The organism is Pseudomonas sp. BN505, from assembly GCF_029873175.1.
GTDB lineage: Bacteria > Pseudomonadota > Gammaproteobacteria > Pseudomonadales > Pseudomonadaceae > Aquipseudomonas > Aquipseudomonas putida.
In genome coordinates, this window is record NZ_SSOI01000045.1 from 275,599 (window position 1) to 293,916 (window position 18,318).

The 18,318-nt window shown below is 63.1% G+C and carries 14 protein-coding genes; 7 read left to right on the plus strand and 7 right to left on the minus strand.

Annotated elements, in window-relative coordinates; genetic code table 11:
* Positions 1-63: 63 nt before the first annotated feature.
* The 5 genes from pcaF (at position 64) to pcaC (ending at position 5,313) form a co-directional block, all read left to right on the plus strand.
* Positions 64-1,266: a 3-oxoadipyl-CoA thiolase gene (gene pcaF, locus E8E78_RS14480; RefSeq protein WP_043197769.1), complete on the plus strand. Its 1,203-nt coding sequence runs from the start codon at positions 64-66 to the stop codon at positions 1,264-1,266.
* Between the two features lie 186 nt (positions 1,267-1,452).
* Positions 1,453-2,742, plus strand: a complete 1,290-nt coding sequence (locus tag E8E78_RS14485; protein ID WP_016498121.1) for an MFS family transporter — start codon at positions 1,453-1,455, stop codon at positions 2,740-2,742.
* A 9-nt stretch (positions 2,743-2,751) separates the two neighbouring features.
* On the plus strand, positions 2,752-4,104 hold the full coding sequence (locus tag E8E78_RS14490; protein ID WP_016498122.1) for a 3-carboxy-cis,cis-muconate cycloisomerase: 1,353 nt from the start codon (positions 2,752-2,754) through the stop codon (positions 4,102-4,104).
* A gap of 11 nt (positions 4,105-4,115) precedes the next feature.
* On the plus strand, positions 4,116-4,907 hold the full coding sequence (pcaD, locus tag E8E78_RS14495; protein WP_049278231.1) for a 3-oxoadipate enol-lactonase: 792 nt from the start codon (positions 4,116-4,118) through the stop codon (positions 4,905-4,907).
* Positions 4,908-4,917: 10 nt separating this feature from the next.
* Positions 4,918-5,313 (plus strand): 4-carboxymuconolactone decarboxylase, encoded by a 396-nt coding sequence (pcaC, locus tag E8E78_RS14500; RefSeq protein WP_016498124.1) that lies wholly within the window; start codon positions 4,918-4,920, stop codon positions 5,311-5,313.
* Between the two features lie 95 nt (positions 5,314-5,408).
* Here the strand turns inward: pcaC and E8E78_RS14505 are convergent, their stop codons facing one another.
* The 6 genes from E8E78_RS14505 to ttgA all read right to left on the minus strand — a co-directional run bounded on the left by E8E78_RS14505 (position 5,409) and on the right by ttgA (position 14,574).
* Complete coding sequence (locus E8E78_RS14505) at positions 5,409-5,933, minus strand: Mpo1-like protein (RefSeq protein ID WP_049278229.1); 525 nt, start codon at positions 5,931-5,933, stop codon at positions 5,409-5,411.
* Positions 5,934-6,109: 176 nt separating this feature from the next.
* Positions 6,110-7,033, minus strand: a complete 924-nt coding sequence (locus E8E78_RS14510; protein ID WP_049278227.1) for a LysR family transcriptional regulator — start codon at positions 7,031-7,033, stop codon at positions 6,110-6,112.
* Between the two features lie 202 nt (positions 7,034-7,235).
* On the minus strand, positions 7,236-8,492 hold the full coding sequence (locus E8E78_RS14515) for an OprD family porin (protein ID WP_049278225.1): 1,257 nt from the start codon (positions 8,490-8,492) through the stop codon (positions 7,236-7,238).
* Between the two features lie 320 nt (positions 8,493-8,812).
* Positions 8,813-10,267: an AdeC/AdeK/OprM family multidrug efflux complex outer membrane factor gene (locus E8E78_RS14520; protein WP_016498128.1), complete on the minus strand. Its 1,455-nt coding sequence runs from the start codon at positions 10,265-10,267 to the stop codon at positions 8,813-8,815.
* Entirely contained in the window at positions 10,264-13,416 is a 3,153-nt protein-coding gene (ttgB, locus tag E8E78_RS14525; protein ID WP_016498129.1) for a multidrug efflux RND transporter permease subunit TtgB, read from the minus strand. Before ttgB ends, E8E78_RS14520 begins: the two co-directional genes overlap by 4 nt.
* Positions 13,417-13,419: 3 nt before the next feature.
* The gene (gene ttgA / locus E8E78_RS14530) at positions 13,420-14,574 is read right to left on the minus strand and encodes a toluene efflux RND transporter periplasmic adaptor subunit TtgA (protein WP_049278223.1); all 1,155 of its coding nucleotides are present in this window, start codon (positions 14,572-14,574) and stop codon (positions 13,420-13,422) included.
* Positions 14,575-14,832: 258 nt separating this feature from the next.
* On the opposite strand from ttgA, the gene ttgR reads away from it, so the two are divergent.
* On the plus strand, positions 14,833-15,465 hold the full coding sequence (gene ttgR, locus E8E78_RS14535) for an efflux transport transcriptional regulator TtgR (RefSeq protein ID WP_016498131.1): 633 nt from the start codon (positions 14,833-14,835) through the stop codon (positions 15,463-15,465).
* Positions 15,466-15,564: 99 nt separating this feature from the next.
* Here the strand turns inward: ttgR and E8E78_RS14540 are convergent, their stop codons facing one another.
* A complete protein-coding gene (locus E8E78_RS14540) occupies positions 15,565-17,016 on the minus strand; it encodes an MDR family MFS transporter (protein WP_049278221.1) in 1,452 nt (483 codons plus the stop codon).
* Between the two features lie 362 nt (positions 17,017-17,378).
* Here E8E78_RS14540 and E8E78_RS14545 point away from each other — a divergent pair, with 362 nt between their 5' ends.
* Positions 17,379-18,248, plus strand: a complete 870-nt coding sequence (locus E8E78_RS14545) for an oxaloacetate decarboxylase (RefSeq protein WP_280313026.1) — start codon at positions 17,379-17,381, stop codon at positions 18,246-18,248.
* Positions 18,249-18,318: the final 70 nt, after the last annotated feature.

Here is an 18,318-nt window from a genome sequence, read left to right on the forward strand (position 1 = left end):
CACCCTGACCAGTAGCCTCCACACGTACCGCCGCGGCCTATGGCCAGTGGCAGGAGAAGCCTAATGCGCGACGTATTTATCTGTGACGCCATCCGCACCCCCATCGGCCGCTTCGGCGGCGCCCTGGCGGGTGTGCGTGCCGACGACCTGGCTGCCGTGCCGCTGAAAGCGCTGATCGAGCGCAACCCTGCGGTGCAGTGGGACCAGGTTGATGAAGTGTTCTTCGGCTGCGCCAACCAGGCCGGTGAAGACAACCGCAACGTGGCGCGCATGGCGCTGCTGCTGGCCGGCCTGCCGGAGAGCATCCCGGGCGTCACCCTGAACCGCCTGTGCGCGTCGGGCATGGATGCCATCGGCACTGCCTTCCGCGCCATCGCCAGCGGCGAAATGGAGCTGGCGATTGCCGGCGGCGTCGAGTCGATGTCGCGCGCACCGTTCGTCATGGGCAAGGCTGAAAGCGGCTATTCACGCAACATGAAGCTGGAAGACACCACCATCGGCTGGCGCTTCATCAACCCGCTGATGAAGAGCCAGTACGGTGTGGACTCCATGCCGGAAACTGCCGACAACGTGGCCGACGACTACCAGGTTTCGCGCGCTGACCAGGACGCTTTCGCCCTGCGCAGCCAGCAGAAGGCTGCAGCCGCCCAGGCTGCCGGCTTCTTCGCCGAAGAAATCGTGCCAGTGCGCATTGCCCACAAGAAGGGCGAAACCATCGTCGAGCGTGACGAGCACCTGCGCCCGGAAACCACGCTGGAGGCGCTGACCAAGCTCAAGCCGGTCAACGGCCCGGACAAGACTGTCACCGCCGGCAACGCCTCGGGCGTGAATGACGGTGCTGCGGCGCTGATCCTGGCGTCGGCGGAAGCGGTGAAGAAACACGGCCTGACCCCGCGTGCCCGGGTACTGGGCATGGCCAGCGGCGGTGTTGCACCCCGGGTGATGGGCATTGGCCCGGTGCCGGCAGTGCGCAAGCTGACCGAGCGCCTGGGTGTGGCGATGAGTGATTTTGATGTGATCGAGCTCAACGAAGCCTTTGCCAGCCAAGGGCTGGCGGTACTGCGTGAGCTGGGTGTGGCCGACGATGCGCCGCAGGTGAACCCGAATGGCGGTGCAATCGCCCTGGGCCATCCGCTGGGCATGAGCGGTGCGCGCCTGGTGCTGACTGCGCTGCATCAGCTGGAGAAAAGTGGCGGGCGCAAGGGCCTGGCAACCATGTGTGTGGGTGTCGGCCAAGGTCTGGCGCTGGCCATCGAGCGGGTGTGACCTTACCGGCCTCTTCGCGGGTGAACCCGCTCCCACAGGGATCCACGCAACCCCTGTGGGAGCGGGTTTTACCCGCGAAGAGGCCGGACCTGTCAGACGTGGGGCCAATTGCCAGCCAGATAGCGGAACGAGTGTGTTACCAGGTATGTCTAGACTTACCTAGGACCCTCCAGGAGTAAAACCGTCATGACCTCAACCTATTACACCGGCGAAGAACGCAGCAAGCGCATCTTCGCTATCGTCGGTGCCTCCTCAGGCAACCTGGTGGAATGGTTCGACTTCTACGTCTACGCCTTCTGCGCAATCTACTTCGCCCCGGCCTTCTTCCCCTCCGACGACCCTACGGTGCAGCTGTTGAACACGGCCGGTGTGTTCGCCGCAGGCTTTTTGATGCGCCCTATCGGTGGCTGGATCTTCGGCCGCCTCGCAGACCGCCATGGTCGCAAGAATTCCCTGATGATCTCGGTGCTGATGATGTGCTTCGGCTCCCTGATGATCGCCTGCTTGCCCACCTACGGTAGCATCGGCACCTGGGCCCCCGCACTGCTGTTGCTGGCCCGCCTGATCCAGGGCCTGTCGGTGGGTGGCGAATACGGCACCACCGCCACCTACATGAGTGAAGTGGCCCTGCGTGGGCAGCGTGGCTTCTTTGCCTCGTTCCAGTACGTCACCCTGATTGGCGGCCAGTTGCTGGCCGTGCTGGTGGTGGTGATCCTGCAACAGTTGCTGACTGAAGATGAGCTGCGTGCCTGGGGCTGGCGCATTCCATTCGTGGTAGGGGCCATCGCCGCGCTGATCTCGTTGATGTTGCGCCGCTCGCTGCACGAGACCAGCAGCGCGGAAACCCGCAACGACAAAGATGCAGGCACCATCAAGGGCCTGTTCCGCAACCATGCGGCGGCCTTCATCACCGTGCTTGGCTACACCGCCGGCGGCTCGCTGATCTTCTACACCTTCACCACCTACATGCAGAAGTACCTGGTCAACACCGCGGGTATGACGGCGAAAAACGCCAGCTACGTGATGACCGGCGCGCTGTTCCTGTTCATGGTGGTGCAGCCGTTCTTCGGCATGCTGTCCGACCGCATCGGCCGACGTAATTCGATGCTGCTGTTTGGCGCGCTCGGGACCTTGTGCACCGTGCCGCTGCTGATGGCGCTGAAAACGGTCACCAGTCCGTTCATGGCCTTCGTGCTGATCAGCCTGGCGTTGTGTATTGTCAGTTTCTACACCTCCATCAGCGGCCTGGTGAAGGCCGAGATGTTCCCGCCGCAAGTACGTGCGCTGGGTGTAGGCCTTGCCTACGCAGTGGCCAACGCGGCATTTGGCGGCTCCGCCGAGTACGTGGCCCTGGGCCTGAAGACCCTGGGCATGGAAAACACTTTCTACTGGTACGTGACGGCCATGATGGCGATTGCCTTCCTGTTCAGCCTGCGCCTGCCGAAGCAGGCCGCGTACCTGCACCACGATGACTAAGGACGTGGCATGACCAACCAACTGTTCGACGCCTACTTCACCGCGCCGGCCATGCGCGAGATTTTCTCCGACCGTGGCCGCTTGCAGGGCATGCTCGATTTCGAAGCCGCGCTGGCCCGTGCCGAAGCTGCTGCGGGGCTGGTCCCGCACAGCGCCGTGGCCGCCATCGAGGCGGCATGCAAGGCCGAGCGCTATGACGTGGGGGCGCTGGCCAATGCCATCGCAACCGCTGGCAACTCGGCAATCCCGCTGGTGAAGGCGTTGGGCAAGGTGATTGCCAGTGGCGTGCCCGAGGCAGAGCGCTATGTGCACCTGGGCGCCACCAGCCAGGACGCGATGGACACCGGTCTGGTGTTGCAGTTGCGCGATGCCCTCGACCTGATCGAAGCGGACCTGGGCAAACTGGCCGATACCCTCTCGCAGCAGGCCTTGAAGCACGCCGATACGCCAATGGTGGGCCGCACCTGGCTGCAACACGCTACCCCGGTGACCCTGGGCATGAAACTGGCTGGCGTGCTGGGGGCATTGACCCGCCACCGTCAGCGCCTGCAAGAGCTGCGCCCGCGCCTGTTGGTGCTGCAGTTCGGCGGCGCCTCGGGCAGCCTGGCCGCTCTGGGCAGCAAGGCGATGCCGGTGGCCGAGGCCCTGGCCGAGCAACTGAAGCTGAGCCTGCCCGAGCAACCCTGGCACACCCAGCGTGATCGCCTGGTGGAGTTTGCCTCGGTGCTGGGCCTTGTGGCCGGCAGCCTGGGCAAGTTCGGCCGCGATGTCAGCCTGCTGATGCAAACCGAGGCGGGGGAGGTGTTCGAGCCTTCTGCACCAGGCAAGGGCGGCTCTTCGACCATGCCACACAAGCGCAACCCGGTGGGCGCTGCGGTGCTGATCGGTGCCGCGACTCGCGTGCCGGGGCTGGTATCGACGCTGTTCGCCGCCATGCCCCAGGAGCACGAGCGCAGCCTGGGCCTGTGGCATGCCGAATGGGAAACCCTCCCGGACATCTGCTGCCTGGTCTCCGGCGCGCTGCGCCAGGCCCAGGTCATTGCCGAGGGCATTGAAGTAGACGCAGCGCGCATGCGCCGTAACCTCGACCTGACCCAAGGGCTGGTGCTGGCAGAAGCGGTGAGTATCGTCCTGGCCCAACGCCTGGGCCGCGACCGTGCCCACCACTTGCTGGAACAATGCTGCCAGCGCGCCGTGGCCGAACAGCGCCACCTGCGTGCGGTGCTGGGTGATGACCCGCAGGTCAGTGCCGAGCTGTCTGCCGAAGAACTTGATCGCCTGCTCGACCCTGCCCATTACCTGGGCCAGGCCCGCGTCTGGGTGGCGCGCGCCGTATCCGAACATCAACATTTCACTGCCTGAAGGAGACTGCTGTGGCGCATTTGCAACTGGCCGATGGCGTTTTGAACTACCAGATCGATGGCCCGGAAAACGCCCCGGTGCTGGTCCTGTCCAACTCGCTGGGCACCGACCTGGGCATGTGGGACACCCAGATTCCGCTGTGGAGCCAGTACTTTCGCGTGCTGCGCTACGACACCCGTGGCCACGGCGCATCGTTGGTCACCGAAGGCCCTTACACCATCGAACAGCTGGGCGGTGACGTGCTGGCCCTGCTTGATGGCCTGGACATCCAGAAAGCGCATTTCGTCGGCCTGTCGATGGGTGGCCTGATCGGCCAGTGGCTGGGCATCAACGCCGGTGACCGCCTGCACAGCCTGACCCTGTGCAACACCGCCGCCAAGATCGCCAGTGACGAGGTGTGGAACCCCCGTATCGACACCGTGCTCAAGGGTGGCCAGCAGGCCATGGTCGACCTGCGCAATGGCTCTCTCGCCCGCTGGTTCACCCCGGGCTTCGTCCAGGCCCAGCCTGAGCAAGCCCAGCGCATTTGCCAGATGCTGGCGCACACCAGCCCGCAAGGTTATGCCGCCAACTGTGCAGCGGTGCGTGATGCCGATTACCGTGAGCAACTGGGCCGCATCCAGGTGCCGGCGCTGATCGTTGCTGGCACCGAAGACGTGGTCACCACCCCTGAACATGGCCGCTTCATGCAGGCCGGTATCAAAGGTGCCGAGTACGTCGACTTCCCGGCAGCGCACCTGTCCAACGTCGAAATCGGTGAGGCGTTCAGCCGCCGCGTGCTCGACTTCCTGCTGGCTCACTGAGGACCACGCCATGGATGAGAAACAACGTTACGACGCGGGCATGCAAGTGCGCCGTGCGGTACTTGGCGATGCCCACGTGGACCGCAGCCTGGAAAAGCTCAATGACTTCAACGGCGAGTTCCAGGAGATGATCACCCGCCACGCCTGGGGTGATATCTGGACCCGCCCCGGCCTGCCGCGCCATACCCGCAGCCTGATCACCATCGCCATGCTGATCGGCATGAACCGCAATGATGAACTGAAACTGCACCTGCGCGCCGCAGCCAACAATGGCGTGACCCGTGAAGAGATCAAGGAAGTGCTGATGCAGAGCGCAATCTATTGCGGCATCCCGGCGGCCAATGCCACGTTCCACTTGGCTGAGTCGGTGTGGGATGAACTGGGTGTAGAGTCTCGACAGCAGTAAGGCCAGCACTGGCCCTATCGCCGGCAAGCCAGCTCCCACAGGGATTGCGCTGCCCTGCGGCCTGATGCAATGCCGGCGACAGGGCCATGCAATGTTTACATGACCGTGTTCTTCTGACGCATGGCTACAGCGCCTGCGTTGTTTTCTACGGCCTGTTTCAGGGCCGGGCACAGGCCCAGCATGAACGCTGCTTCTGCCACCACGAACAGCGGCCCGATTATCAGGCCGCTGACATCGTCGACAAATGCAGGTTTGCGGCCTTCGTAGTAATGGCCGACAAACTGGATGATCCAGCCCACCACGAATGCCACCAGCCCGGCGCTGAGCCACAGCGTTGTTGTCTGTACGGCCAGCACCTGGCCGACCCACAGGCACAGGCCCAGCAACAACCCCATCACCAGGCCGAAGCGCAGGTCCAGGCGCAGGTAGAACCACACCGAAGCCGCCGCTGCCAGCAGGGCAGGGGACAGCCACATGCCAGCTATTTCCCAGCCTGGGCGTGACAGCAGAATGGTGACTGCCAGCACGATAAGCGGGATGCCGACGAAGTGGGTGGCGATGTTGCGTGGGTCGCGGTGGTAGCTGGCGTATTGGCTCAGGTGGTCGACGAGGGTTTTCATTGTTGTGCCTCCCTGGTGTGCCCGATCTAGGTGTATTGCCAGTACCGGCCCTTTCGCGGGTGAACCCGCTCCCACTAGGATCCACGAAACCCTGTGGGAGCGGGTTCACCCGCGAAAGGGCCGGTACTGGCAACCCATATAGCTCAGGATAGCCCGCAGCCACCACTATCATCAGCTCAGCGAATGGCAGCAGCCCGCACTGGCGTATCCAGCCCCACCAGTGTCTCGATCATCGCCCGCGCCGCCGGCGACAACCGGTAACCGCTACGGCTGACCACGCCGCAGCGCACGCTCAACACCTCCAGTGCCGGCGGCAGGTTGCGCCAGTGCAGGCGCACCAGTGTGCCGGCGGCCAGGTCTTCGGCCACGGCCTCCTCGCTGGCCGTGCCAATGGCGTCGCTGGCCTGCACCACGCTGCGCAGTATCGCCAGGTGCTCGGTCTGCAGGTGCGGGATGAAGTCGCTGCGCCCGCTCAGGTTGGCCAGGCGCTTGCGCACGCCGGGGGCGAGCAGGGCGCTGGCCAGCGGGTAGCTGAACAGGTCGTTGGTCGACAGGCTGTCCTTGGCCAGCAACGGGTGGCCAGGCCGGCAGAAGAACAGGCCGGGCCGTGGCGACAGGGGCTCGGTGTGGAAATTGGGGTCGGCTTCGAACGGTCGGATATCGTCGACGAAAAACTCGATCTGTTCACGGCGCAGGGCCTGCCCCAGGCGTTCGGCATTGTCTACAAGCAGCGAGGTGCGGATGCCCGGGTGGCGTTCGATGAAATGGCGCAAGGCGTCGGGGACCAGGCGCACGGCCAGCGCCGGGCCACTGCCGAAATGCAGCTCGCCGGCGTCGAGCTTGGTCATTTGCATTACCTCGTTGCTCAGTTGCGCGGCACCCTGCACCAGGCGGCGGGCGTGCTGCAGTACCACCAGGCCCTCGGGGGTTGGCAGCAGGGCTTTGCTGGCGCGGTCCACCAGCGGGCAGCCGAACGTGTGTTCCAGGCCCTGGATGGCGCGGCTGAAGGCGGGTTGGGTGATGCCCATGGCCTCGGCGGCACGGACAAAACTGCGGTATTCGGTGAGGGCGATGAAGTAGCGCAGCTGGCGGAGGTCCATGTCACGGCTCTGGGGCGGGAATCAGGGCCCTATTCAAGCTGTTACAGCTTATGTCGTCCAAGAAGGTTTATGGATTTGGTTATTTCTTTTGGTTATTTTCAAGGGCTTCTGGCCTCTTCGCGGGCACGCCCGCTCCCACAGGTAGGGCGCTGAATTCAAGGCTGGTGCAATCCCTGTGGGAGCGGGCGTGCCCGCGAAGCATTCAAAGGAGATTCAGCGGGTAACTCACGATCAGCCGGTTCTCATCAAAGGCGTTGGTGCTGAAGTCCCGGCGCATGGTGGAGTTGCGCCATTTCACCGACAGGTCCTTCAAGCTCCCCGACTGCACCACATAGGCCAGTTCGGTCTCGCGAGCCCATTCCTTGCCATCATCCACGCTGCCCACGGTGACGTTTTCACCCTTGATATAGCGGTTCATCAGGGTCAGCCCAGGCACGCCAACGGTAGCGAAGTTGAAGTCATGGCGCACTTGCCAGGAACGCTCCTTGGCATTGTCGAAGCTGGAGTTGTAGCTGTCGTTGGCCAGGGTGCCGCCGCTGGTACCGTTGACCCGCATCCAGGCGTCGTCGCCGCTGACCTTTTGCAGGCCGACGTAGAAGGTGTGGCCCTGGTAACGTGCCGAAAGCATGGCCGAGGCGGTGCGGTTATCCAGCTTGCCGGCGCGCTCTGCGCCGTCTTCCTTGCCGATGAAGTAGCCCAGGTTGGCGCCCAGGGTCCAGTCGCCCAGCTGCTGGCTGTGCGTCAGGTTGAGGTATTGCTGGCGGTAGATGTCCTTGAGCTGGGCATCCCACAGGCCGATCATGGTGCGCTTGTCGTTGAAGGTGTACTCGCCACCGCCGAAGTTGAAACGATCGGAGGTGAACGCGCCTTTGCCGTTCATCGACATGTCTTCCATGCTGGCGTCGTTGCGCGGGCTGTTACCGCGGAACTGCCCGGCGTACAGCGTCAGGCCGGCAATTTCCTTGGAGGTCAACTGGCCACCGCGGAAGGTTTGCGGCAGCGAGCGGCCGTCGTCCGAGCGCAGGATGGGCAGTACCGGCATCCATTCACCGACTTTCAGCTCGGTTTCGGACAACTTGGCTTTCAGTGCCACACCCAGGCGGCCGAAGTCATCGGCCGGGCGGCCGTCGTCATGCACGGGCAGCAGGTGTGTGTTGGTGGTGCCTTTGCCGCCGTCGAGCTTGACCGAGTACAGGCCCAGCACGTCCACCCCGAAACCGACGGTGCCTTGGGTGAAGCCGGAGCGGGCGTCAAGAATGAAGCTTTGCGTCCATTCTTCGGCCTTGCCCTGCGGGTTGGCCGGGTCGACGAAATTGCGATTGATATAGAAGTTGCGCAGGTTGAGGGTGGCCTTGGCGTCTTCCATGAAACCACCTTCGTTGGCGGCGAACACGGGGAGGGCGCAGGACATGGCCAACAGGCCGGGCAGCAGCTGGCGTGCGGGTTGCAAAGTGCTCATCTGTCGTGGATCTCTTGTTTTTATGGGGCGAGCCGGTGCACTGCTGGATCAAGCCTGCAGGTGCGGGTCTTTTTTTTTGATGAACTTGGGCAACGTTGCGTAAGCGGATGTTGCGGGGTAGTGCGGGGGTGAGGCAATTCGCCGCAAACGGAACGGGGCGATAATCGAACGGAATGTTCCAGTTGGTTAATTGTTTTGCTTTGACAGGCTCTTCGCAGCACAACGCTGCTTCCGCAGGTCGAGCGTTCGGAGCAACAACAGCGCCCGGCAAAAACAAAAAGCCCACCGTAGAGGTGGGCTCGATGCTGCTACAAACTCAATCAGCCTTTCGGTGCTTGCACCGATGCCTGCTGGTTGGCCTGCCCGGTCTGCTCATACCAGCCCCCGCCGAGCGCCTTGTACAGGTTGACCTCGCTGGTCAGCTGCGAAAGGCGGTCGGTAATCAGCGACTGCTGGGCGCTGAACAGGTTGCGCTGGGCGTCGAGGAAGGTCAGGTTGCTGTCGATCCCGATGCGGTAGCGGCGCTCAGCCAGGCGGTAGTAATCCTGGTTCGCCTGCACCAGGTCGCGCTGGGCCTGCAGCTGCTCTTCGAAGGTTTTGCGCGCCGCCAGGCCATCGGAGACTTCCTGGAAGGCGGTCTGGATGGTTTTTTCGTACTTGGCGACGTTGATGTCCTTCTGGATCTTCGAGTAGTCCAGGCTGGCCTTCAGGCTGCCGGCGTTGAAGATCGGCAGGTTGATCTGCGGCTGGAACAGCCAGGTGCCTTGGCCACCCGCAAAGAGGTGACCCATGTCGGGGCTCAGGCTGCCAGCGTTGGCGGTCAGGCTGATGCTCGGGAAGAACGCTGCGCGGGCCGCGCCAATGTTGGCGTTGGCGGCCTTGAGCAGGTGCTCGGCTTCCTGGATGTCCGGGCGACGCTGGAGGATGTCCGACGGCAGGCCGGCCGGCACTTCGGCCAGCTGGTCGGCGTTGAGCTCCAGCGGCTTCGCCAGGTTGGCAGGAACGCCGGTGCCCAGCAGCACGGTCAGGCTGTTGACGTCCTGGGCGACCAGGCGCTGGTACTGCGAGTACTTGACCCGGGCGCCTTCCACGGCGGTGCGCGCCTGGCTGACGTCAAGGGCAGACGCCACGCCGACTTCATTGCTGCGACGGGTGAGGTTGTAGCTTTGCTCGTAGGTCTTCAGCGTTTCTTCGGTCAGCTTGAACAGGGCCTGGTCGGCCTGCCAGGTGTAGTAGGCGTTGGCCACGCTGGCCACCAGGGCGATTTGCGTGGAGCGACGCGCCTGCTCGCTGGACAGGTAGGTTTCCAGCGCCTGCTCGGTCAGGCTGCGCACACGGCCGAACAGGTCGAGCTCATAAGCGCTGACACCCAAGGTGGCCGAGTACTGGCTGGTGATGCCAGATTCGCCGGTTTGCGACATGTTCGCCGGTACGCGCTGGCGGCTGCCGCTGCCGGTGGCCGAAACCGCCGGGAACAGGTCGGCACGCTGGATGCGGTACTGCGCGCGGTAAGCGTCGAGGTTCAGCGCCGCGACGCGCAGGTCGCGGTTGTTGACCAGCGAAGTCTGGATCAGCTGTTGCAGTGCCGGGTCGTGGAAGAACTGGCGCCAGCCCTGTTCGGCGGCAGCAACGTCTGCCGATTGCGTCGGCGAGTACGCAGGGCCTTGCGGCCACTGCGCTGCCACCGGCGCTTCCGGGGTCTGGTAGTCAGGGATCAGCGAGCAGCCGCCAAGAATGAAAGCGGTTACCGCCAGGGACAACAAAGACTTGGTCATTGCCCAGCCTCATAACGTGGAGTTTCAGGGGTGGCGTCTTTTTCCGGCTCTTTGCTGCCGAACAGCGACGACACTGCGACGAAGAACAGTGGTACCCAGAAGATAGCCAGCACGGTCGCACTGATCATGCCGCCGATCACACCTGTACCGATGGCGTGCTGGCTGCCGGCGCCGGCGCCGCTGGCGATGGTCAACGGTACCACGCCGAGGATGAACGCCAGCGAGGTCATGATGATCGGGCGCAGACGCATGCGGCACGCCTCGATTGCTGCGTCGTACAGGCTGCGGCCCTGCTCGTGCAGTTCCTTGGCGAACTCGACGATCAGAATGGCGTTTTTCGCCGCCAGGCCGATGGTGGTCAACAGGCCGACCAGGAAGTACGTGTCGTTGGACAGCCCGCGCAGGCTGGTGGCGATCAGTGCACCGATGATACCCAGCGGTACTACCAGCACGACGGCGATCGGGATCGACCAGCTTTCATACAGTGCAGCCAGGCACAGGAACACGAACAGCACAGAGAGGGCGAACAGTGCCGGCATTTGCGAGCCGGAGAGTTTTTCCTCGTAAGACATGCCGGTCCAGGAGAAGCCGATACCGTCCGGCAACTCGCCCGCGATGCGTTCCACCTCGGCCATGGCATCACCGGTGCTGTAGCCCGGGGCCGGAGCACCCAGGATTTCCATTGCCTCGACGCCGTTGTAACGGGACAGCTTGGGCGAACCGTACGTCCACTCGCCTTTGGCGAACGACGAGAACGGGACCATTTCGCCTGCACCGTTGCGCACGTACCACTTCTGCAGGTCTTCCGGGCTCATCCGCGCGTTTGGTTCGCCCTGGATGTACACCTTCTTGACTCGGCCACGGTCGATGAAGTCGTTGACATAGCTGGCACCCAGTGCAATCGACAGGGTGTTGTTGATGTCGGCAATGGTCACGCCCAGGGCGCTTGCCCGTTCGTCATCGATAGTCAGCTGGTACTGCGGCTCATCGTTCAGGCCGTTCGGGCGCACGGCGCTGAGCACCTTGCTTTGTGCGGCCTTTGCCAGGAACTGGTTGCGCGCTTCCATGAGCTTGGCATGGCCGACGCCGCCGCGGTCCTGCAGGAACACGTCGAAGCCGGTAGCGTTACCCAGTTCGAGTACCGCAGGCGGCGCGAAGGCGAACACCATCGCGTCGCGGAAGGTGAAGAAGTGCTGCTGGGCACGCTCGGCCAGGGCGAACACACTGTTCTCCTTGGAGCGTTCGCCCCACGGCTTGAGCATGATGAACGCCATGCCCGAGCTCTGGCCGCGGCCGGCGAAGTTGAAGCCGTTGACAGTGAACACCGATGCCACGGTGTCGGCCTCTTCCTTCAACAGGTACTCACGCATCTGGTCAACCACAACCTGCGTACGTTCGGCACTGGAGCCGGCCGGGGTCTGTACCTGGGCAAACAGTACGCCCTGGTCTTCTTCCGGGAGGAAGGCAGTAGGGATGCGGGCGAACAGCCAGATCATGCCGACCACGATCAGCGCGTAGCCGAGCAGGAACGGTACCTTGTTGCGCAGGATAGTGCCCACGCTGCGCTCGTAGCCGTTTACGCTGCGGTCGAAGTTGCGGTTGAACCAGCCAAAGAACCCGCCTTTGGCAGTGTGGTGCTCACCTTTCTTCAGCGGCTTGAGCATGGTGGCGCACAGTGCCGGGGTGAAGATAAGCGCTACCAGCACCGAGAGGCCCATGGCCGACACGATGGTGATGGAGAACTGCCGGTAGATCACACCTGTGGAACCACCGAAGAACGCCATGGGCAGCAGTACCGCCGACAGTACCAGGGCAATACCCACCAGGGCGCCCTGGATCTGTTCCATCGAACGTTTGGTCGCCTCCTTGGGCGGTAACCCTTCCTCGGACATGACCCGTTCGACGTTCTCCACCACGACGATGGCGTCGTCCACCAGCAAGCCGATGGCCAGGACCATGGCGAACATGGTCAGGGTGTTGATACTGAAGCCTGCGGCGGCAAGGATGCCGAACGTACCCAGCAACACCACCGGTACGGTCATGGTGGTGATGATGGTGGCGCGGAAGTTCTGCAGGAACAGGTACATCACCAGGAACACCAGGACCACGGCCTCGATCAAGGTGTGGATCACACCGCTGATCGACTCGGTGACCACCGGGGTGGTGTCGTACGGGAATACCGCTTTCACGCCAGGCGGGAAGAACGGTTCGAGGCTTTTGATGGTCTCGCGCAGTGCCTTGGCGGTGTCCAGCGCGTTGGCGCCGGTAGCCAGTTTTACGGCCAGGCCGGAAGCCGGCTTGCCGTTGAACTGGGCGCTGACCGCGTAGTTTTCACCGCCCAGGCCCACTTGCGCGACGTCACCCAGTCGTACCTGGGAGCCATCCTTGTTGACCTTGAGCAGGATCTTCTCGAACTGCTCGGCGGTTTGCAGGCGGGTCTTGCCGATGATGGTTGCGTTCAGCTGGGTACCAGGCAGGGCTGGCAGGCCGCCGAGCTGGCCGGACGAAACCTGCACGTTCTGCGCGGCCACGGCGGTCTTGACGTCGACCGGGGTCAGCTGGAACTTGTTCAGCTTGGCCGGATCGAGCCAGATACGCATGGCGTACTGCGCACCAAACACCTGGAAGTCACCCACACCCGCAGTCCGCGAGATCGGGTCCTGCATGTTGGAGACGATGTAGTTGGCCAGGTCGTCCTTGGTCATGCTGCCGTCTTCGGACACCAGGCCGATCACCAGCAGGAAGTTTTTCACTGCCTTGGTGACGCGGATACCTTGCTGCTGCACTTCCTGCGGCAGCAATGGGGTGGCCAGGTTCAGCTTGTTCTGTACCTGGACCTGGGCGGTATCGGGGTTGGTGCCTTGTTCGAAGGTGGCAGTAATGGTCATGCTGCCGTCGGAGTTGCTTTCCGACGACACATAACGCAGGTTGTCGATACCGTTGAGCTGCTGCTCGATCACCTGCACCACGGTGTCCTGCACGGTTTGCGCCGAAGCGCCCGGGTAGGTCACGGCGATGGCGATGGCCGGCGGCGCGATGCTGGGGTACTGGTTGATAGGCAGCTTCAGGATCGACAAGGCGCCGACCAGCATGATCACCAAGGCGATCACCCAGGCGAAGATCGGGCGATCGATAAAGAACTTCGACATGGTTTACTCCGCTTTGGCGTCTGCTTTCGCCGCGTTGGCCTGATCAGGGCTGCCCGGCTTCTTGACGTTGGTGGCTTCGCTGACCTTGACCTCGACGCCCGGGCGCACGTACTGCAGCCCTTCGGTGATCAGGCGGTCGCCTGGGTTGAGGCCTTCCTCGATCAGCCAGTCGCTGCCCAGGGTACGGCTGGCCTTCAGCTGGCGTAGTTCGACCTTGTTCTCCTGGTTGACCACCAGGGCGGTTGGTGCGCCTTTGAGGTCGCGGGTCACGCCCTGTTGCGGTGCCAGGATGGCGTTGGCGTTGACCCCGGCCTTCAGCCGCGCATGCACGAACATGCCTGGCAGCAGGGTGTGATCGGGGTTGGGGAACAGGGCGCGCAGGGTGACCGAGCCGGTGGTCTCGTCAACCGCAACTTCGGAGAATTCCAGGCGGCCTTCCTGCTTGAGCAGGCTGCCGTCTTCCAGCACCAACTGAACCGAGGCGGCGTTGTCGCCGGCCTTTTTCAGCTGGCCGCTTTCCAGGTCACGGCGCAGCTTGAGCAGCTCGGCGGTGGACTGGGTAACGTCGACGTAAATCGGGTCGAGCTGCTGGATAGTGGCCATGGCGTCAGCCTGACCGTTGCTCACCAGTGCACCTTCGGTGAACGAAGAACGGCCGATACGGCCGCTGATCGGCGCCAGGACCTTGGTGTAGCGCAGGTCGATCTGTGCGCTTTTCAGCGAGGCCTCGGCCTGCAATCGTTTGGCATTGGCGTCGTCGTATTCCTGTTTGGAGACGGCCTGTTCGTCAATCAGCTGCTTGTAGCGCTCGGCCAGCGAGCGGGTAGCCTGCAGGTTGGCCTGGGCGTTGCCCAGGTTGGCTTCGTACACGGCAGGGTCGATCTGGTACAGCTGCTGGCCTTCCTTCACCTCACTGCCTTCCTTGAACAGGCGCTTGAGGATGATGCCGTTGACCTGCGGGCGCACTTCGGCGACCCGGTAGGCAGTGGTACGCCCCGGCAATTCCGAGGTCAGGGTGAAGGCTTGCGGCTGAAGGGTAACCACGCCGACCTGAGGAGCCTGCGCCGCTGGCGCTGCTTCTTCTTTCTTACAGCCACTGAGCAGGGTTGCCAGGGCGACGGCGGAAACCAGAGCGGTAACGGCTGGCTTGAATTGCATGAGGATCCTCGGGTCGCTGGAGCAGGGAGACGCTCAAGAGTAATGGAAGAGATCTTGATCTGGAAAAATTGCTATCCGGTGGATAAATAGCTTGCTAAGGAATATACTTACATTCATGGTTGTTTGTAAATACCGCTGGGTTGTACTCAGGTACTGCCACAGCTCTTGATTAGCTCATCCGCGAGGCTCCCTGCAGAGGTGCCCCCGGAGCGTCCCCCGCACGCGCCGCGCGTTCGGGCCAGATGAGGTTGTACTGCCATGGTCCGTCGAACCAAAGAAGAAGCCCAGGAAACCCGCGCCCAGATCATCGAGGCGGCGGAAAAGGCCTTCTACAAGCGCGGGGTTGCGCGAACCACCCTGGCCGACATCGCCGAGCTGGCGGGTGTGACGCGCGGGGCGATCTACTGGCACTTCAACAACAAGGCAGAGTTGGTGCAGGCGCTGCTCGACAGCCTGCACGAAACTCATGACCACTTGGCGCGGGCGAGTGAAAGCGAGGACGAAGTCGACCCGCTTGGCTGCATGCGCAAGCTGCTGCTGCAAGTGTTCAACGAGTTGGTGCTCGATGCCCGAACCCGGCGTATCAATGAAATTCTGCATCACAAGTGCGAGTTCACCGATGACATGTGTGAAATCCGCCAGCAGCGCCAGGGCGCGGTACTGGATTGCCACAAGGGCATTGCCCTGGCGTTGGCCAATGCCGTTCGCCGGGGCCAGTTGCCTGACGCGCTGGATGTCGAGCGCGCAGCGGTGGCGATGTTTGCCTATGTCGATGGCCTGATCGGGCGCTGGCTGTTGCTGCCTGACAGTGTCGATCTGGCGGGCGATGTCGAAAAATGGGTCGACACCGGGCTGGATATGCTGCGCTTGAGCCCGGCCCTGCGCAAATGACACTTTGTTAAGGATTGTGAGGGAGTGTTTCCCGTTTGTATTAAGAGAGGATTAATACTTCCGGGGTGCCCTGAACGAAGCACAGGAACAGCGCATCCTTCAGCGGCCGCGTAATTGCCGGTCGGGCAGCGCAAATGCCGCAAACACCCCCAGCACCGCAACCAGCGCACTGCCCATCAGCAAATGCCGGAACGTCTCCGTCAACCGGCCCTGCGTCACCAGGTCCACCTCCCCGGCCTTCAGGCTCCCCAGCAATGGATTACCCAGCATTTCAAACCCGCCCTGGTGCAGCAGCGCCAGCAGCAGGCTGGACATGCAGGCCACGCCCATGGCCCCGCCCAGCGAACGGAACAGGTTGGTGGTGCTGGTGGCCACCCCGATGTCCTTGCTGTCCACCGCGCTTTGCGTGCCCACCAGCGATGTCGGGAACTGCAACCCGCAGGCAATGCCGGTCAGCAGCATGAACACTGCGCTGAGCCACCCAGACTGTGGCGGGGTCAACGCCATGGCAAAAATGGCCACGGGCATCAGCAGTGCTCCGGCGAGGATCTGCGGCTTGTAGCGCCCGGTCCGGCTGGTCATGCGCCCCCCGGTGAAGGCGCCCAGGGGCAGCCCCATCGCCAGTGGCAGCAGGTGCAGGGCGGCGCTGTCGGCACCGGCGCCGGTGATGCCTTGGTAGCGCAACGGCATGAGCATGGTCAGCGAAATCGACTGGAAGCTGGCGAAAAAGATCACGCCCCAGCACAGCACCGCCACCCGGTTGCCGAACAGGCCCAAGGGCAGCAGCGGCTCCGGGCAGCGGCGCTCATGAACGACGAACAGCGCCAGGCCCAGCCCGGCGCAGGCGAACAGGGCCACTACTGCCGGGTCAACCCAGGCGTGGCCCTGGCCGACCAGGGTGATGCCCAGTAACAGGCTGCCCAGGCCGAGGATCAGCAGCACGGCGCCGAGGTAGTCCACCTGTGCCTCGCGGCGCTGCGCCGGCATGCCGCACAGGGCTCGGTGGATCGCCCACAAGGCAACCAGCCCCAGCGGCAGATTGATCCAGAACACCCAGCGCCATGACAGGTACTCGGTCAACCATCCCCCCAGCACCGGCCCGGCGACACTCGCCACTGCATACATGCTGCTGAAATAGCCCTGGTAGCGGCCGCGTTCACGCGGGGGCACGAAGTCGCCGATGATTGCCTGGCTGACCGAGACCATGCCGCCCGCGCCAATGCCCTGCAGTACCCGGGCCATCACCAGTTGCTGCATGTCCTGGGCCAGGGCGCAGGCGATCGAGGCCAGGGTGAACAGGCTGATGCCGGTCAGGATCATCCGCCGACGCCCGTAGAGGTCACCCAGCTTGCCGTAAATCGGCACGGCCACGGTCATGGCCACCATGTAGCCGGAGATGACCCACGCCAGCAGGCCGACATCGTTAAACTGAGCCGAGATCGCGGGCAGCGAAACGGCGACGATGGTCTGGTCCAGTGCGCCGAGGAAGATCGCCAGCATCAGGGCGGTCAGCACGTTGCGCAGTGTCGTGGGGGGCAGGGCGGCGGTCACGGGAATACCTTGTTTGTCTGTTGCGGCCTCTTCGCGGGCAAGTCGGATTGTAACCTGAGTTAGGTAGCTTCCTATGTACTATCTGCATCCCCTATGCCGAATCGGCATTGGCGCATTCATCCAGTGCAGCATGGCTGCGTGATATCGTTGGTATGCCACAGAGGCTGAAATCCGGGGCTTGCACCAGCTTGGTGCAACAATATGCCGCAGGTTTTTCAGCCCGCTGTCTCCCACACCTTTTATTCCTCTGCCTGCATGTCGAGCATGACCGCCCAGATGGCGACGGTTGGAACAGGTCAGGTAGACCCGATTACAGGGGTCGGTAGTTACCGTTCAAATTTCAACTTATTTGCGGAGTGATCATGCCCAAGGCTTCCCATCAAGATCTGCGTTTTGCCTTCCGCGAACTGCTCGCTTCAGGTTCCTGTTACCACACGGCATCGGTGTTCGACCCGATGTCGGCACGCATTGCCGCAGACCTGGGCTTCGAGGTCGGCATCCTGGGTGGTTCGGTCGCTTCGTTGCAGGTACTGGCCGCGCCGGACTTCGCCCTGATTACCCTCAGCGAATTCGTCGAGCAGGCCACCCGTATTGGCCGCGTAGCGCAATTGCCCGTGCTGGCTGATGCCGACCACGGCTACGGCAACGCGCTGAACGTGATGCGCACGGTGATCGAACTGGAGCGCGCCGGCGTGGCCGGGCTGACCATCGAGGACACCCTGCTGCCTGCCCAGTTTGGGCGCAAGTCCACCGACCTGATCCCGGTCGAGGAAGGCGTTGGCAAGATTCGTGCGGCGCTGGAGGCTCGGGTCGATTCGTCGTTGTCGATCATCGCCCGCACCAACGCTGGCGTGCTCACCACCGAAGAAATCATCGTGCGCACCCAGAGCTACCAGAAGGCCGGTGCCGATGGCATCTGCATGGTGGGCGTGAAGGACTTCGAGCAGCTCGAGCAGATTGCCGAGCACCTGACGGTGCCGCTGATACTGGTCACCTATGGCAACCCCAACCTGCATGACGATGAACGCCTGGCGCGCCTGGGTGTGCGTATCGCAGTCGACGGCCATGGCGCCTACTTCGCTGCGATCAAGGCCACTTATGATTGCCTGCGCTTGCAGCGTGGCAAGCAGAACAAGTCGGAAAACCTGAGCGCCACCGAACTCTCGCACACCTACACCCAGCCCGAGGATTACATCCGCTGGGCCAAGGAATACATGAGCGTCGAAGAGTGACCGGCAGGGCGCCGTCAACTCAACGGACGGCGCTCAAGGTTGCAGTGTGAGGCACGCAATGTGCCTGCTC

What these genes read in the sequence shown, in the direction of transcription:
- E8E78_RS14520 (WP_016498128.1), bottom strand. Translation starts at nt 10,267, where the DNA reads ATGACCAAGTCTTTGTTGTCCCTGGCGGTAACCGCTTTCATTCTTGGC.
- ttgB (WP_016498129.1), bottom strand. Translation starts at nt 13,416, where the DNA reads ATGTCGAAGTTCTTTATCGATCGCCCGATCTTCGCCTGGGTGATCGCC.
- E8E78_RS14485 (WP_016498121.1), top strand. Translation starts at nt 1,453, where the DNA reads ATGACCTCAACCTATTACACCGGCGAAGAACGCAGCAAGCGCATCTTC.
- E8E78_RS14515 (WP_049278225.1), bottom strand. Translation starts at nt 8,492, where the DNA reads ATGAGCACTTTGCAACCCGCACGCCAGCTGCTGCCCGGCCTGTTGGCC.
- pcaF (WP_043197769.1), top strand. Translation starts at nt 64, where the DNA reads ATGCGCGACGTATTTATCTGTGACGCCATCCGCACCCCCATCGGCCGC.
- pcaC (WP_016498124.1), top strand. Translation starts at nt 4,918, where the DNA reads ATGGATGAGAAACAACGTTACGACGCGGGCATGCAAGTGCGCCGTGCG.
- E8E78_RS14510 (WP_049278227.1), bottom strand. Translation starts at nt 7,033, where the DNA reads ATGGACCTCCGCCAGCTGCGCTACTTCATCGCCCTCACCGAATACCGC.
- E8E78_RS14545 (WP_280313026.1), top strand. Translation starts at nt 17,379, where the DNA reads ATGCCCAAGGCTTCCCATCAAGATCTGCGTTTTGCCTTCCGCGAACTG.
- ttgA (WP_049278223.1), bottom strand. Translation starts at nt 14,574, where the DNA reads ATGCAATTCAAGCCAGCCGTTACCGCTCTGGTTTCCGCCGTCGCCCTG.
- E8E78_RS14490 (WP_016498122.1), top strand. Translation starts at nt 2,752, where the DNA reads ATGACCAACCAACTGTTCGACGCCTACTTCACCGCGCCGGCCATGCGC.
- ttgR (WP_016498131.1), top strand. Translation starts at nt 14,833, where the DNA reads ATGGTCCGTCGAACCAAAGAAGAAGCCCAGGAAACCCGCGCCCAGATC.
- E8E78_RS14505 (WP_049278229.1), bottom strand. Translation starts at nt 5,933, where the DNA reads ATGAAAACCCTCGTCGACCACCTGAGCCAATACGCCAGCTACCACCGC.